This is a genomic window from Thiomicrorhabdus cannonii, from assembly GCF_013391695.1.
Classification (GTDB): domain Bacteria; phylum Pseudomonadota; class Gammaproteobacteria; order Thiomicrospirales; family Thiomicrospiraceae; genus Thiomicrorhabdus; species Thiomicrorhabdus cannonii.
Genome location: NZ_JACBGH010000001.1, coordinates 48,437 through 62,636, shown reverse-complemented (window position 1 = coordinate 62,636; position 14,200 = coordinate 48,437). Strand labels below are relative to the sequence as shown.

Annotated in this window: 23 protein-coding genes; 5 read left to right on the top strand and 18 right to left on the bottom strand. The window is 49.5% G+C overall.

Translation table 11 applies throughout. The features are described from left to right. Position 1: 1 nt before the first annotated feature. The 18 genes from HZ297_RS00340 to HZ297_RS00255 all read right to left on the bottom strand — a co-directional run bounded on the left by HZ297_RS00340 (position 2) and on the right by HZ297_RS00255 (position 10,338). Positions 2-559 (bottom strand): hypothetical protein, encoded by a 558-nt coding sequence (locus HZ297_RS00340; protein ID WP_178860797.1) that lies wholly within the window; start codon positions 557-559, stop codon positions 2-4. Then, entirely contained in the window at positions 559-993 is a 435-nt protein-coding gene (locus HZ297_RS00335; RefSeq protein WP_246261556.1) for a DUF5675 family protein, read from the bottom strand. The genes HZ297_RS00340 and HZ297_RS00335 overlap by 1 nt, the downstream gene beginning before the upstream one ends. 150 nt (positions 994-1,143) lie before the next feature. Next, entirely contained in the window at positions 1,144-1,353 is a 210-nt protein-coding gene (locus HZ297_RS00330) for a hypothetical protein (RefSeq protein ID WP_178860792.1), read from the bottom strand. Positions 1,354-1,557: 204 nt separating this feature from the next. After that, a complete protein-coding gene (locus HZ297_RS00325) occupies positions 1,558-2,445 on the bottom strand; it encodes an AAA family ATPase (RefSeq protein ID WP_178860789.1) in 888 nt (295 codons plus the stop codon). An 8-nt stretch (positions 2,446-2,453) separates the two neighbouring features. After that, entirely contained in the window at positions 2,454-2,894 is a 441-nt protein-coding gene (locus HZ297_RS00320; protein ID WP_178860787.1) for a Mor transcription activator family protein, read from the bottom strand. Then, entirely contained in the window at positions 2,878-3,441 is a 564-nt protein-coding gene (locus tag HZ297_RS00315; protein WP_178860785.1) for an HI_1489 N-terminal domain-containing protein, read from the bottom strand. Before HZ297_RS00315 ends, HZ297_RS00320 begins: the two co-directional genes overlap by 17 nt. Continuing rightward, the gene (locus tag HZ297_RS00310) at positions 3,438-3,869 is read right to left on the bottom strand and encodes a gp16 family protein (RefSeq protein WP_178860783.1); all 432 of its coding nucleotides are present in this window, start codon (positions 3,867-3,869) and stop codon (positions 3,438-3,440) included. Before HZ297_RS00310 ends, HZ297_RS00315 begins: the two co-directional genes overlap by 4 nt. Before the next feature lie 95 nt (positions 3,870-3,964). Further along, positions 3,965-4,240, bottom strand: a complete 276-nt coding sequence (locus HZ297_RS00305; RefSeq protein WP_178860781.1) for a DUF6874 family protein — start codon at positions 4,238-4,240, stop codon at positions 3,965-3,967. Further along, on the bottom strand, positions 4,237-4,413 hold the full coding sequence (locus tag HZ297_RS00300; protein WP_178860779.1) for a hypothetical protein: 177 nt from the start codon (positions 4,411-4,413) through the stop codon (positions 4,237-4,239). Before HZ297_RS00300 ends, HZ297_RS00305 begins: the two co-directional genes overlap by 4 nt. Positions 4,414-4,421: 8 nt before the next feature. After that, on the bottom strand, positions 4,422-5,036 hold the full coding sequence (locus HZ297_RS00295) for a DUF3164 family protein (protein WP_178860777.1): 615 nt from the start codon (positions 5,034-5,036) through the stop codon (positions 4,422-4,424). A gap of 10 nt (positions 5,037-5,046) precedes the next feature. After that, positions 5,047-5,343, bottom strand: coding sequence for a hypothetical protein (locus HZ297_RS00290; protein WP_178860775.1), 297 nt, complete (start codon positions 5,341-5,343; stop codon positions 5,047-5,049). A 1-nt stretch (position 5,344) separates the two neighbouring features. Beyond that, positions 5,345-5,566: a hypothetical protein gene (locus HZ297_RS00285; RefSeq protein ID WP_178860773.1), complete on the bottom strand. Its 222-nt coding sequence runs from the start codon at positions 5,564-5,566 to the stop codon at positions 5,345-5,347. Continuing rightward, positions 5,553-5,900: a helix-turn-helix domain-containing protein gene (locus HZ297_RS00280; RefSeq protein ID WP_178860771.1), complete on the bottom strand. Its 348-nt coding sequence runs from the start codon at positions 5,898-5,900 to the stop codon at positions 5,553-5,555. Before HZ297_RS00280 ends, HZ297_RS00285 begins: the two co-directional genes overlap by 14 nt. Beyond that, the gene (locus tag HZ297_RS00275; RefSeq protein ID WP_178860769.1) at positions 5,890-6,516 is read right to left on the bottom strand and encodes a hypothetical protein; all 627 of its coding nucleotides are present in this window, start codon (positions 6,514-6,516) and stop codon (positions 5,890-5,892) included. The genes HZ297_RS00280 and HZ297_RS00275 overlap by 11 nt, the downstream gene beginning before the upstream one ends. Then, positions 6,513-7,253, bottom strand: coding sequence for an AAA family ATPase (locus HZ297_RS00270; RefSeq protein WP_178860767.1), 741 nt, complete (start codon positions 7,251-7,253; stop codon positions 6,513-6,515). The genes HZ297_RS00275 and HZ297_RS00270 overlap by 4 nt, the downstream gene beginning before the upstream one ends. A 57-nt stretch (positions 7,254-7,310) precedes the next feature. Then, positions 7,311-9,464 carry a Mu transposase C-terminal domain-containing protein gene (locus HZ297_RS00265; RefSeq protein WP_178860765.1) on the bottom strand — a complete coding sequence of 718 codons (2,154 nt, stop codon included), beginning with the start codon at positions 9,462-9,464 and terminating at the stop codon, positions 7,311-7,313. Next, entirely contained in the window at positions 9,457-9,945 is a 489-nt protein-coding gene (locus tag HZ297_RS00260) for a helix-turn-helix transcriptional regulator (protein ID WP_178860763.1), read from the bottom strand. Before HZ297_RS00260 ends, HZ297_RS00265 begins: the two co-directional genes overlap by 8 nt. 108 nt (positions 9,946-10,053) lie before the next feature. Then, positions 10,054-10,338 (bottom strand): helix-turn-helix domain-containing protein, encoded by a 285-nt coding sequence (locus tag HZ297_RS00255; RefSeq protein ID WP_178860761.1) that lies wholly within the window; start codon positions 10,336-10,338, stop codon positions 10,054-10,056. A gap of 173 nt (positions 10,339-10,511) precedes the next feature. Between HZ297_RS00255 and HZ297_RS00250 the strand changes: the two genes are divergently transcribed. The 5 genes from HZ297_RS00250 (at position 10,512) to kdsB (ending at position 14,195) form a co-directional block, all read left to right on the top strand. Next, entirely contained in the window at positions 10,512-11,147 is a 636-nt protein-coding gene (locus HZ297_RS00250; RefSeq protein WP_178860760.1) for a helix-turn-helix domain-containing protein, read from the top strand. 195 nt (positions 11,148-11,342) lie between these two features. Continuing rightward, positions 11,343-12,074: a ComEC/Rec2 family competence protein gene (locus HZ297_RS00245; RefSeq protein ID WP_178860757.1), complete on the top strand. Its 732-nt coding sequence runs from the start codon at positions 11,343-11,345 to the stop codon at positions 12,072-12,074. A gap of 22 nt (positions 12,075-12,096) precedes the next feature. Continuing rightward, positions 12,097-13,173: a tetraacyldisaccharide 4'-kinase gene (gene lpxK / locus HZ297_RS00240; protein ID WP_178860755.1), complete on the top strand. Its 1,077-nt coding sequence runs from the start codon at positions 12,097-12,099 to the stop codon at positions 13,171-13,173. Between the two features lie 30 nt (positions 13,174-13,203). Continuing rightward, complete coding sequence (locus tag HZ297_RS00235; RefSeq protein WP_178860753.1) at positions 13,204-13,404, top strand: Trm112 family protein; 201 nt, start codon at positions 13,204-13,206, stop codon at positions 13,402-13,404. Positions 13,405-13,433: 29 nt separating this feature from the next. After that, positions 13,434-14,195 carry a 3-deoxy-manno-octulosonate cytidylyltransferase gene (kdsB, locus tag HZ297_RS00230; RefSeq protein WP_178860751.1) on the top strand — a complete coding sequence of 254 codons (762 nt, stop codon included), beginning with the start codon at positions 13,434-13,436 and terminating at the stop codon, positions 14,193-14,195. The last annotated feature ends 5 nt before the right edge of the window (positions 14,196-14,200 follow it).

Here is a 14,200-nt window from a genome sequence, read left to right as displayed (position 1 = left end):
CTTACCCTCTCTTGATAGGACGTGAACCGAACCACCATGTGACGGCTGTAGTGGTCAAAAAGATGCACGCATTGACAGTGTCTCTTAGCATCATTTGCGCATCGGTTGGATTGACCCAGTGGCCGCCATTAAGCTTCATCAACTGCCAGGCGATCAACGCCATCAGAACGGCAAAGTAGACGGTTAAGGTAGGGCGCATCAGGCCGCGAATGGCATCCACAAACCCACCGCCATAGGTGGCTTTGTCCATGGTGTAGCTTGTTTGTCTGAGGTTGATTTCCGCTTTTTCCACTTCTGATGCGGCACTGGCTTCGGTTGCCAGACGGTTCTGTTGAGCCACGGCGATGTCGCGGTTGGCCATGGCTTCCACCTCTTTCATCTTGAGGTCATGCTCCAGCTGCATCTCTTTGCGATCAGCCTCGCGCATCGCCAATTCAAATGTGCGCTTGGCCTCTTCGGATTTATGTTCCGCCCACATCTTGATGCCGGTGCCGAATAAACCGATCAGGCCGCCGGATGCCGCAGAACCGATGCCGGTTAAAAGCGTTCCAATGTCCATCAGTAAACCTCCAAGTAAAAATCGTTTCGTTGCGTTATTTCGTGAATGCGGCGCAGGGCGGCGCGGCTGGCCAGTCCTGCCACTTGTCCATAGAGCCTGCCGAGGCGTAATGCCGGCAATAGGCATCCCCATGAATCTGTGCGATAGCCTTTGAGCTTGTCACCGGCGACATTACCCGGATGGCTCAAAATGCCGGCGCGGTCTGGGACATTGGTGACGTGGTACACATCGCGGTACTTGCCAGATGCAGAGCGAGGAAGATACCTGACCAAATAGCGCCCAGGAGGGATGCGCCCAAGGTTGGGACGATTATCCCGATCAGGCAGCTCCATCATGTAACAGACCTTTTGGCCAAGATGCGAAAGGACACCTGGCGTGCCCTGGTCGGTACCATCTGATCTGTGTAGCTGTAAGGTAAGTAGCGGTGTTTTCATACGCTCTAGGATAGAGCGTTGCGAAAATGGCTGGATATCAAGCGGTTGATAAGTTTTTAGGATGGGTTGAGTGATTGATTAAACAAGTCTTACAACCGCTACAACTCCCGTTATTCATGGCGGTTGTAGCAGTTGTAATGATTGTTAACTTTATATCTGATTGCGTGTTTGATCTTCCAAGTCATTAAGCAATAGCATAAGCTTTCCGGCACTTTTGACGCCGGTATCGGTACCCATCACTTCTGCTGGATTGTCGTGACAAAGCAGTTCGGCAAATAGCGTTTTGATATTTTTAATATCATCGATCAGGTCAACTGGGCGGTGATTCAATGTAATGGTGGTATTACGGTTACTCATCATTTAGCGCTCTTTTTATGTGTTTGCCATTACTAAAGTGCGTTTCCAAATTTAATTTGTTCTGTAGCGAATGAAAATATTTGTTTTTCAAAAATCAAACATTGACAAGTAGATAGTTTGCACAAAAAAGGGCCTATTAAAGGCCCGTTATCACCACGATTTTTATGGTCAAAAAGACCAAGATATGATTCGCTTTTATGGCAGGCGTTAGGCCAAATTGTATGTATAACTTCCTTTCACCTTTTGCGACACCCAGTGGATTTCATCGAACTGATCCAGTTTATCGCGTGCCGTTTTATCGTCTTTTTTAAACCCGCAGGCTTCGAGCAGTTCAGTCTTATTTATACCTGGCTGTTTGGCGATGGCTGACTTTACATCGGCGATGAATGCCTGGTCTTCAGGGCTGGTTTTGGCGGCTTGCAGGTCAACCGGCATCATGGATAGGTCGTCAATCCTGATCAATAGCGCGGTGTCCACAATCGCGGCACGCTCTTTCTTGACGGTCAGTAACCAGCGGATTTCACCTTGTGGCGATTCAATCTTTTGCAATTGGTACATGTTGTCGACGGAATTGCGGATATTGTTGCTGCCCTGATAGTTTTTGCCATCCTTGTTGGAGTGGTGCAGCACTAAAATGGTCGCGCCAGCTTCACGGATGTTTTTGAGTTTTTCGCCCAGTAGCATGGCTCTGGCGTCGTTGTTGACGTCGCCAAAGTCACGCAAGCTGTCAATCACAAACAGCGTATTGCAGAAACGACCGCCGACGGCCTGCTCCTCGATGGCGCACAGCATTTCAAAAGGCTGTAGCTTGGTTTTGGAACGGTGAGAATAGTGCAGGGTTGGGCATGCCTGAATCAGTTTTTGCTCAACGCCGCGCTCTTTCAATACGTTCATCGGGTTATCGTAATCCAGGTATACGCTATCCATACCTTGATCGCTGGCCAGTTTGGCGATGGCCATTGCCAACCAGCTTTTACCCATGCCGCCATCGGCATAAACCAGCGTGATAAGGTGCTTGGCCAAAAAGCCATCGATAAGGAATTCGGTCTTTTGATCAAAGTCGTTTGTTGTCAGTGGGTCTAAAAAATCAAACATGGTTTGTCCTAAAAGAGTTTTCTTTGTCTAAGTTGATGTTGTCTTGCCACAATGGCGTAAATCTGGGCGACACTCAGGTCATATTCTTCGGCCAGTTTGTCCTGGTTATGGCCGGTGAAACGCTTGAAAATCTGTTGGTCGCGCAGTGAACGATCAAGCGATTTGCCTTTTGGCATATAGAACGGGCGGCCGCCGAAGTGTTTGGCTATCATGGTGGTGACGCCGTCGGCGTGTTTATGCGCAACGTCTTTGTCTTGCTTCAAAACCTCTTTAAAGTAATGCTCGATGACGTCATGGAACTCCGCCAGACGTTCTGGCCACTTCTGGTTGGGGCAGTCTGCGAGGCTGTCGAGCTTTTGGTATTGTTCAAATACCTGCGCGATGGGCGCATCCACTTGTCCTCCGAACAGATCATTCTGCTGGTCGCTGGTATCAATCTGCTTGCTCATTGTTTCCTCCGTTTCTTCGGCGTACTCGAAGGGTTTCAAAAGCGGATTTAAGGGCCATTTCACCGGCGTTTAAATCGTCTGTTGTTCTGGGTTGTTCGACTTCTTTAGGCGTTCTGTGCTGTGCCTGTTGGCGCTTTTCTTCCTGCTTTTGCTCTTCACGCGTTTCAATGCTGTTTTGCTCAGAGCTGATAATCTCGTACAGATAGCCGTGACTCTTGAGCGGCAGGGTGAGTGTGCCGTTGTCGGCCTTTTCCAACATGGCATTGAGTGCCATTACCCAAGCGGCTTCCGGTGCTGGCCAGATGCGGCTGTGGCGCTCTATGCGTCCGGCATCGATGTCGGTTTTGAGTTCTTGCATCAGCTTGAGCACTCTGTCCCAGCGCAAGTGGCGTTCGGCTGGTCTGAACAGGCCGATATAGCGCATGACCAGCTTGCCGAGCGGCTTGGGCAGATCGGCCGCTAAATACACTGCCTGACGGGCGGCTTCTTCATTGGCAAATTCGATGATTCCAGCGGCATGGCCGCAGTGAGGACAGCGGAGTTTCATTGAGCGCGTTGCTTCCATTTTTTAAGGGATTCGATAATCATGATGGCTTCTGGTGTATCGCAGAACTGAGGGGCTTCAAACTTGCCACCGGTCATGCGTTTAACGTAAGCCATCAGGGCGGCTTCTGACTTGTCGCGGACAATGCCAAGCTCGTGCAGTTCCAGCCACAATGCGCGGATTTTGTCGCCCATTGCCGCCTTAGGGCGGGCGCGTGTTTTGGCTCTAGTGGCAGGGCCAACCTTGCGACGTTTTGGCTTCCAGCCGAGTTCTTTCATGCGGTGAATCACGGCATGACGGCCGTGAAAGTCCAGATCGGACGACGATTCAACACCGGCCACGGCTTGAAGCAGGGCGCGGTAGGCGTCGTCTTCCATACCAAGGTCTTTTTTGGCGATGTGGATTTGGGCAAGTTCTGATTGTCTGCTCATTGTTTTGTCTCTTACTCACTTAAGAAAGCACCCCAGGCTAAATGACAGTAAAACCCAGGATGCTTACTTAAATGGCCTGTTGCCAGGCCGGGTTGTTATGCTGCAAACCGCGGTACAAAGAAGTTTGTTAATTTTCCTGTTTCACGGTTCAGGTATCTGGCAATGCCTGACACGTCATGCAGAAAGTTAAATTGATCAGCATCTAGCAGGCGTTGCAAATCCAGCTTTCTGGCATTGTTGTGGGCAACTGTGATATCCATCAGAACATCTTCGTGTTCTTCCGGCTCATAAAGACCTAAGTCCACTGCGCGTTGAGCAATCTTCTCAATCAACTCAAATTCTTCATCCGTTGTCTTAAAATTAATGGTCATATTTCCTCCAATGCATCCCAAGGCTCTTGCTTGTCGCGGATGCGTTCTTTCTGTTCGTTCAGGCGTTTTGTTTGTTCGACCTTTGTTGGGTCAAGCTTACTGTTGGTAGCCTCTATGTCCGTAGGTGGTTTGTAGGTTCGCTTATTCCAATCTGTGTAATCAATGCGATCCATAACTCACCTCACACCGCTGCGATATTGAGTTCGATTGGCTCGTATCTTTCACTGTTGCCGACACGCTCGTAGACGCGGATATAGCTCTTGGAACCCGCTACCTGAATGCTGTCCTTGATGGCTTCCATCGCTTTGACCCAGTCAGGGTCTTTGATGTCTAGCTTCATCAGGCTGAAGATGCGCGCGGTGTTGATCTTGCCTTGCTTGTCGGTTTGAAAGGCGTGCTCGATCAGGGCGCGGATCTCGGCGTTTGAGCCTTCGGCCCATTTGTGGATGCATTGGTCGATCAATTCCTTGGCGACCTGCAATCGCTCGTCGAACACCAGCTTTTCGCTGGTGGCGCGTAGCACTTTGAAGCGGCCGTCGAAACTCATCAGGGTGACGTTGCCTTTTTGACCACCCAATTTGGCGCCGTATTTTTCGCCTGATAGTTCGATGAAGGCCTGAATGTCGCCAGCCGTTTGGGCTTTGAACTTGGCAATGGCGTCGCTGACGGCTTGCGCATGGCCGACAATCTCCAGCACAAGATCGTTACGTTGCTTGTCGATATCACTGACCAACTCGGTCGGTACCAGGCGCCCGGAGGCGTCTTTCATGTAGTTTTCTGGGATGGCTTGTGTCATGGTTTTCTCCTTAGTGTGTGGTGGTGTTCCAGACGAGCTGGGCAATGGATTTTCCAAAGGCGGTCAATTCGGCGCGCCACAATTGGTTGGTGGTTTTTCTGGCACCAAATTCCACCGCATCTTTCCAGATTGGGTGGCCTGCTTCAGGTGGTTGGATGTGGAAAATGGTGGCCTGCGGCGTGATCTGCACGTCCAAAATCGCCAAGCCTTGCTGATGCACTTTCTGCACCGCGCCATTGGCCAGGCTTAGCTTGTAGATAAAGTCAACGTGACGCTGTTCGATAGTGGTGTCGGTTACTTGGCTCATGTTATTCTCCTGATGCTTTAATCGCTTCATCCAGTGCTTTTCTTAAGGCTCTGGCATCCCACAATGGAAGTTTTACTTTGATTTTTGGCTCGTTTTCATCATCGAAAATTTGCATCCAAATCTCGTTTTTTGGTGTTGTCATTAAGGTGATTTGGCGGAATGGTCTTTCTGGATCAACACCATTGCCGATAACCTGTTTTTTGTAATATTTAGGTTCGTTCATGCATCCTTCCTTTAGGGTTGTGCTGGCATGTTTGGCATGCTCTGTACAGGTTGACTCGCATAGGGTTGTTAGGCGCAAATGGTTTATTGCGATGGCTTGCACAGATATCTGTCGTGATGACATCCAGTACCGGACAGATCACGCTGTGCTCAAGCAGGGCGCCGGAAACCTTTTCGGCAACGTTGTTGATGTTGCCTTGATAGGTCCCTTTTAATACCTGGTTGACGGCCGTTGGGCTGATGCCGCACTTGCTGGCCACTTTGGCTTGTGATTCATTAGCCACGGCCTGTTGTAAAGCCATGAACCAGGCTTCGTTTTGGTAATCAGTACTCACTTTCAATGTCCTCATCTTTGGGCCACACGACTTTATTGGTGTTCTGGTCAAAAACCACGTTCATGTGACTGACAAGCGGTGGTTTGTTGCCAGTCCATGCGGCTGGTTTTAATTGGTATTCGGCAGTTCCGTATTCTTTGTGACCTGGCTTTACCAAGCGAAGATAGCCAGCCTGGTAAAGGCTATGAATAAACTTTTTCGCAGTTGTTTCAGTGATGACCACATCATCAGTAGTTGCATTCGCCGCCAATTGCGCTGCTGTGAAGCTCCCAACCATGCGCATGGTTCGCCACATTTGTTCACGAACCATGCCTTTTTTGTACTCATTGCCATTGATGTCGACACGAGGAGGGTTAACGCCGGTGTCTTTCTCTAGGGTGTAGATTTTTGGTGGTTTTTTGCCGCTAACAGGTACATCAAACACGCTCGAAAGATAGCCGGCACGCTCCCATCCACGCAGGTAATGACGCGCCTTTTGAATATTGAGTCGATAGTGTTTTGGGGCTTTATCAAGAATGTCATTGAGTGTGAACTTCTTGAGTTTCCGGATTTCGCCCCAAATGTATTCACGTGGCGTTAAAGTTCCCGATTTTTTGATTTCAGCTCTGCGTGTCATCCACCGATTCCTTTTCTGATGTTGCCTTGACCTGTATAGATTTCGCGGTTGCCCCAGAGGCTCATATCCACTTCTGCCCAACCTTCACGCTTGCAGGTGTCGTTGATCAGATTGAGATTGACGCAGATACGGCGTGTGACATTGCGGCTCATGTCGACCACGCGTTCCAACAGGTCGCTGTGGATGGTGACGTTTGGCGCGTAAATCTTGGTCAGCGTCTGCGCATCGGCCAGAGTGGCTGGCTGTGCCGGTACCCATTCCAGAACGCGGTTGTGGAAGCGTTCCCACTTCTTGAGCTTGGCTGGAATCTGCTCTTCACCAATCAGTAGGATGGTGCCGAAGCTGCTCTCGTAGATGTCGCGCACAATCTCAATAAACCCACGGTCAACCAGAAAGTCGGCTTCATCGATAATCAACGGGCGGCCGGATAGCGCCAGTTCCTGCGCAATCTGGTCGACCATTTCATAAATGGTAGAGGCCGGTGCGATACCCATTTCGGTGAGTACCGCTTTAAGGAAGGCTTTGCGTGTCCAGGCCGATTTGCACTGCACGTAGTGGGCTCGGAACTTGTTGGCACTCCAGGTTGCGCCGTATGTTTTACCCCAGCCAGAATTACCGTAATGCACAAGAATTCCTGGCAAGTGCTCAGGACGGTTTAGGGCCCTGGTAATGGCTTGTGAGCAGAGCACCACGTTTTGTAGAGGGGCAATGGTGTTTCCCAAGTTTTGTGTTATCATTTAGCCTCCTTTAGGATTTAAGGCTGATTTAAATGGCGGTTTAAATCAGCGTTTTATTCAGTTTGAGCTTGATTCCAAGCCCAATCCAAACTCTTCAAAAAACTCTTTCATGTCTCTGAACTCTGGCATTTCTGGGTAGTTGCAATACCAGTTAAAGTCACGTTTATCGATCTGCTCGCCAGCCTGCACGCGCCGATCCAGTCGCAACCATCTTCTGTAGACTTCGCGAGGGTCTGAATCGTTTTGAACGGCGATAGGAGATGCTTTTGGTTCTGCTTGATATGGAGTTTGTTCTGTCATGCTTGCCGCTTCACTTGCTGCGTCTAGCATGTCGTTACGGTACTCTTCAGTACGTTTAGGCAGCATCGTGATGTTGTTTTGTTCGCGTTTGGCAGCAAGGATTTCTTCGGCAATGTCTTTGACCTTCTGCTTTGTCTGCGCAGAACGAATCTGTTTTTTGAGTTCTTTGCGTTCTGACATTGCTTTTTGCTTGGCCATGTAAGCGATTTCCTGACGTCGAACACCTACAAAACGAGCATCTTCAGCCACACAAATAAACTCACCATCTTTGAATACGAAAATGGTTCCGACATCGACTGGATCTTTTCTGATCTGGACGCGCTGACCTGTAATAGGTCCAAGTTCTGGAGCAATATAGGTAAAGTTATCCATGCGAATGCCGTCTTTTCCGACAACACGCTCACCAACTTCTGAAAGAAGAATGTCTAATGCACGCTCGTCTTGTACTTTGCGGATAGGTCCTTGCCACTCAGATACGATTTGGAATGGAGTTTTCCCTTCGTGCCCGCTGTGTTTGTCATGCATATAGATGTACTGAATCCAGTCGTTGACGTGTTTTTCAAACTGGTCTGCTGTCATCTTCACTTCGATGACCTCGTCCTTTTTAAAAAGGCGTTCGCTAAACTGTTTTCTGTCTTCGATAGCACTACGTTCTGATACGTTATGACCTATAAATCCAGGTAGCAGCTCAAGAATGGAATGAGCCAGTGTTCTGAAAAAGCGCTCTATGTGCGGTTTTTCCCATGGGCTGAACGGTGCTGAAATCTGTTGTTCAATTCCAAGGGATTTAAGTGCTGTTTTGATTTGCAAAGAGACATAATCCGCACCGTTGTCTGTTTTAATGATGTTTGGTATGCCATGCTCAATGAAGCAGTCACGTAGTAGTTTTGCTTGTGCGCCTGAGGTTGAGGTTTTGCTCAGAATGAACTTTGGCCAGCGACTGTAGACATCGATCTTAGCTAGCAGACTGTAACGACCATCTTCAAACATCCAGTCAGCAGGGGTGGCATCCATCTCCCATTTTTCGTTCAGTGCATCAACTTCCAACGTGCCCATTGCAGGCATGAAATTGTTTTTCCATTTATCTGGATTGGTCATCGCAACATAGACAGATTCGTTTTCCTCTTTGTAGCGTTTTAACCAACGCTCAACAGTGCGTTTGTTTGGAATACGAATGCCATCTTTGCTTTTTTCAACACTTTCAAAGCGTGTCTCGATAGCCAACATGAAGTCTTCTGCACCTGCCTGAGGATGGGTGTAGATCATGGCAATCATGAATTCTTTCAGCTCTGGTTGCTGATCGATGATGGTCTTACCTTTACGGTGGCCGTACTTTGGAAGCAGGCTTTCTGGATCGTTCTTCCACTTATTTAAAGTGCTGTAAACAAGGCCATCATCAATAAAATCCTTAATAAAACGTATGTCTTCATGAATGTTGATTAGGTTATGACGCCACATCAGCAAAAACTCATCGGTTGCTTTGGTGATGCCCTTATCTGACGAGCGAACATAGGTCTGCCAAAGTTCAAGCATGATGATGCGACTTTCAAAACGCTTTCTATTGGTACCTGTCAAATGAGCAGCTTTAGCCAAAATCTGCTGGCGTTTAAGGTCACTAATGTCTGCATTTGTTTTCATTTTCAAGGCAAGCTTTTTAGCCACTTGAAGGCCAGCATCATGTGCTTTTTTACTGACTTCTCGTGCTGCTTCTTCTGCCGCTAACTTGGCCAAGTGATTGCGCGTTTCTGCTGGCAGTGAGCTGACGTGGTATTCAAACCCTTTGCCTTTTACCTTTTTTCGCTTTTGCCAGCTTTTGTTGTCGTTATCTGCCCTCAAGTGCACACCTTTGGCAGTCAAAGGCATGCCTGGCATACCAGCTAATTCCTGTGCACTGTAGTATTCTTTATTCATCTTCATGCTCCGTTCCAAAGTCCAGCTCTGGTGCATGGTCTTTTTGGATGTTCTCGCGGTGAAAGGCGATAGATTCAATCGTGTTTGTGAGGGCGCTCAGGGTGTCTTGCATGTCTGCTTCACCCTTATAAAAGCGTGTGAGCAAACTGATGGCGTCGTTGAAGTTGGCATTTAAAGTCAGGATGTCGGTATCGACAGGCTTCTTGCCGACTGGGATATCGATCAGCAGCTTATGCGCAGCCGTTGCCAAATAGACCGTGACAAAGTTCGCTCCGCAAGCGTGTTCAAACGCGGGGATTTCAATTGAAGGAATACGGCCGTTTTCCATCCATTTATATAGTGTCCACTTTTGTGGAAGCCCCATACGGTCGGCGATGCGGTCAACAGACAGGTTGTGTTTTTGTCTGCCGTACTCAATGCACAGCTCCATTGCATGACTGATGCAGGTTGGTCTGACTCTTTTCCAATTGATTCTTGCCACGTTGGAAACCCCTAAAAATTACTCTTCCAAATAAACTCTTTACCGTGCTCTATCCGAGTTGTATTGCATTGATATAGTCTGTTATCAACTCTAATAAACAGGTGTTGATCATGCCGATAACAATCCAGCCTCTTTCAGCTTTGCCTTGCCAGCATCAATCATGTTTTGGTTTTTATTTGGTCTGTTGCCGTCTGCATACTGCGGGATATCAGGAAAAACCTCTTCAACAGGCTTATCTATCAAAACTGCAATTGAGTTGGCTATGTAAAAGCTTTTTGATGATCTATTTGTTACGTTGTAAAACTGTACGTAACTTCTACCCATCGCTTCACATGCTGCTGAAAGCGTATAGCCTCGCTCTGCTAAGGCCGACTTAATCTCTTCATGGTTCATGATATAATCCTCATGTTTGCCGAATATTTTCTTAATTAAAGATTATTATCTTTGGTTGTTCATATACTAACGAATATATTCTTGCGTGTAAATAGTAAAAATTCGTTACTTTTTCATTTTGTGAAGAAAAAATTCGTTAAATTTATTAACTATATGTTTTTATGGTGATTTTTATGGGAAAGAGAATTGAATGGAAGGAAGGGAACCCGCTTCCTATTTATGATGAACAAATGGGAACAAGAATAAAAGAAGTTGCTGACTCTCTTGGAACAAGAAAATATGCAGCATCTGTTGCCGGTGTTGCCACGGATACTCTTCAAAGATGGTTTAAAAATGAAGCTACTCCAGCCTTTGACTCAATTGCAAGAATGGCAATGGAGGCAGGTTACTCTCTTGAATGGATAAAGAGTGGAAGAGGGCCTAAGATGCGTGATGGTGAGCTTGAGTGTAATCCTGATATTGACGAACACGTTGCATATGGCTTGATTTCTACGATGGTTAAGGAGGGTTATATAGATGGAAATCAGGCAGATATAATCAAATTATTTATTCGAATGTACAATGCAACAATCGATAACCCTAGCGAGAATATGTACAAAAGACAGGTTATGTTAGCGTTAATCAGCCAGGTAAAAAATGCCATTTCTTCTTTTGATAGGTTTATAGAACAAAACTCTAACAACCCCTCTTTGCAAGAGACATTTATTAGAGCCAAAGAAGCTAGCGTGACTGAACTAAACAGGCTCGAGCAAGAGTTTAAGAAAACATTTAGCCATGATGTTGATGGTGCAGGCCTATTTAGTTTTTAGTGAATTATGTGTCGCCAGTTACATTTCTTGTCAAATTTAAGTGTCATTTGAATGGCACTTAAATTTCCACTTGTCGGTACTTAAAATCCCCTTCAAACCCGCGTCAATCCGTTTGTTGACCACTAAATACCGCTCAAAATCGATTTCTCCCACAATTTATCCATCTATCTGTCTCTCTACAGTTGGGGCGACAAGATGGACGGCGCCAAGTTGGCGATTCTGCCGTTTTTGCGCAGCCGCGGCTGGCAGGCGGTTGACTTGGTCATGGTCAGTCACAGCGATATCGACCATGCCGGCGGCTTGGCACGGCTGCTGCAAGAACACAAGGTGAACGAGGTGGTGAGCGGGCAGCCTCAAAAAGTCTCACAGGTGGCGCAGCTTAACCCGCTCCAGCAGCCGGTTGCGGGCTGCTATGCCGGGCAAGACTGGCAGTGGGACGGTGTGCGGTTTGACGTGCTGTGGCCGCTGCGGAACGCATCTGAAGCGGACACTGATAACGACGCCTCCTGTGTGCTCAAAGCCTGTGCGGCGGAGCAGTGTGTGCTGATTACCGGCGATTTGAGCGAGCGCGGCGAAAAGCGGTTATTGCAACAAGCTGCGGCGGAGTCCGTGCGCGCCGAACTGCTGATTGCCGGGCATCACGGCAGCCGTTATTCGTCTTCGGCAAGCTGGCTCGCGGCGGTTCAGCCCAAAGTGGTGCTGTTTTCCAGCGGGTACCACAACCGTTTTCATTTTCCGAATAGGGAAACCTTGCAGCGTCTGCCGCCAAGCGTCAATTGGTATAACACGGCCTGCTCCGGCGGCATCGGCTTTACCTTAGGCGGGGATGAATTTGTGCGCCGCGCGGACTATGAGGTCAGAAAACGGCGCCAAAAGTGGTATCATCATCGCTGTTTAGAGGCAGAACAAGGGGTGTTGTATCAATGAGTCATAAGCGGAAACAGCGGCGATGAGTTGGCCGCGATTTTGGCGTGAAACCCGCTGGCAGACACAGCTGCTTAAACCCTTGGCGTGGTGGGTTTGTTCGATTGCGCAAAAACGCCTGCTAGATTTTAGACAGGCCGGGTTATCGACGCCACCGGAGGTCAGTGTGATTGTGGTGGGCAATGTGGTGGTCGGCGGCAGCGGCAAAACGCCGTTTATTAGCTGGCTGACGCGGCAGTTGCAGGCGCACGGCTTGCGTGTCGGGATTATCAGCCGCGGTTACGGCGGCAACAGCCGGGTGTGGCCGCGCGAGGTGACGCCGCAGTCCGTTCCGAAGGAGGTCGGCGACGAACCGGTGATGCTGGCGCAGCAATTAGGGGTTCCTGTTGTGGTTGCGCCCAAACGCAAGGCTGCGCTGGAAGCTTTGCTCGCCCAACACTCGCTGGATGTGGTCATCAGCGACGACGGCCTGCAACATTACGGCTTGCCGCGCGATCTGGAAATTGTGCTGGTCGATAGCGAGCGCCTGTTCGGCAATTGTTTGTGTCTGCCTGCCGGGCCTTTGCGAGAGCCGCTTGATCGATTGCAGCAGGTCGATTTCTTGGTGTATAACGGCGAATTGAACCTCATCCAACAACCGGCCAGGGTGCAGGGGTGGATACAGGCGTGGGATCACAAGAGTTATGCGATGGCGTTACAGCCGTTGCGCCTGCGCCATCTGTTTGAGGCGTCACGGATTCAGACGCCGCAAAGTTTTGCCGGCCGAACGGTCGAAGCCCTGGCCGGTATCGGCAATCCCGAACGGTTTTTTGAGAGTTTGCGCGGCTTGGGGATGACGGTGAATGCGCATCCGTTTGCCGACCATCACGCCTATCAGCCCGAGGAACTGCTGGCGCTGAACCCGCAAAATCCGCTCATCATGACCGCCAAAGATGCGGTAAAATGTAGCCCATTTTTAACGCGCAATCCCGAGCTGGCCGAGCGCGATTGGTGGGTGTTGGATGTGCAGCCCGATGTGGATGCGGCATTGAGCGCGCAGATTGTCGCGCGTATCCAAGCCAAGCGGAGCCTGGCGACCTTAACCGAATCAACCCACGCTTAAGCGCAGCTTAAGTACAGATAGTGAGACCTTATGGACCCGAAACTGTTAGAAATACTGGTTTGCCCAGTCAGTAAAACCAAGCTGATTTACGACAAAACCACGCAGGAGCTGATCTCCACCGCGGCCAACTTGGCGTATCCGGTGCGTGACGGCATCCCCATTCTGCTGGAAGACGAAGCGCGCCAGATTAGCGCCGAAGAAGCTGAAAAATACCGCGCCCAAAAGGCGTAATCCTCCTTTTTTGATAGGGTGTTGTAAAGATGGCCTTTAGTGTGATTATTCCGGCGCGTTTCGAGTCCAGTCGTCTGGCGGGCAAGCCGTTGATGGAGATTCATGGCAAACCGATGGTGCAGTGGACCTGGTTGCAGGCGAAAAAGTCGGGTGCGGCGCGCATTATCATCGCCACCGAATCGCCAGAGGTGCAGGCCGTTTGCGAGGCGTTTGGCGCGGAAGTGTGCTTGACCGGGGCGCACCACCAGTCGGGTACGGAGCGCATTGCCGAAGTGATTGATCTGGCGCATATCGGCGGTGACGAAATCATTGTTAACGTTCAGGGCGACGAGCCGATGCTGCCGCCGGAGTTGATTCATCAGGTGGCCGACGGGCTGCGCGACCATCCGGAAATCTCCATGGCGACGCTGTGCGAGCCGATCCACGACATCGAAACGCTGTTTGATCCGAATGCAGTCAAGGTCAGCCGCGATGTGGCCAACCGTGCCATCAACTTCAGCCGCGCGCCGCTGCCGTGGTCGCGCGACACCTTCAATAAAGAGCCCAAAACGTTGCCAGCCAACTGGGATTACAAACGTCATATCGGGCTTTACGCCTACCGCGCCGGCTTTGTGAAACAGTACGTGGCCTGGCCGGAATGTGCGCTGGAGCAGGTCGAGAAACTCGAGCAGCTGCGCGTCTTGTGGCACGGCGAGAAAATTCTGGTGCTGGACGCCTTGTGCGAGGCAGGGGTCGGCGTCGATACCTTGGCCGATCTGGAACGCGTACGCCGCTTGATGGCCCCTCAATAAAGCGC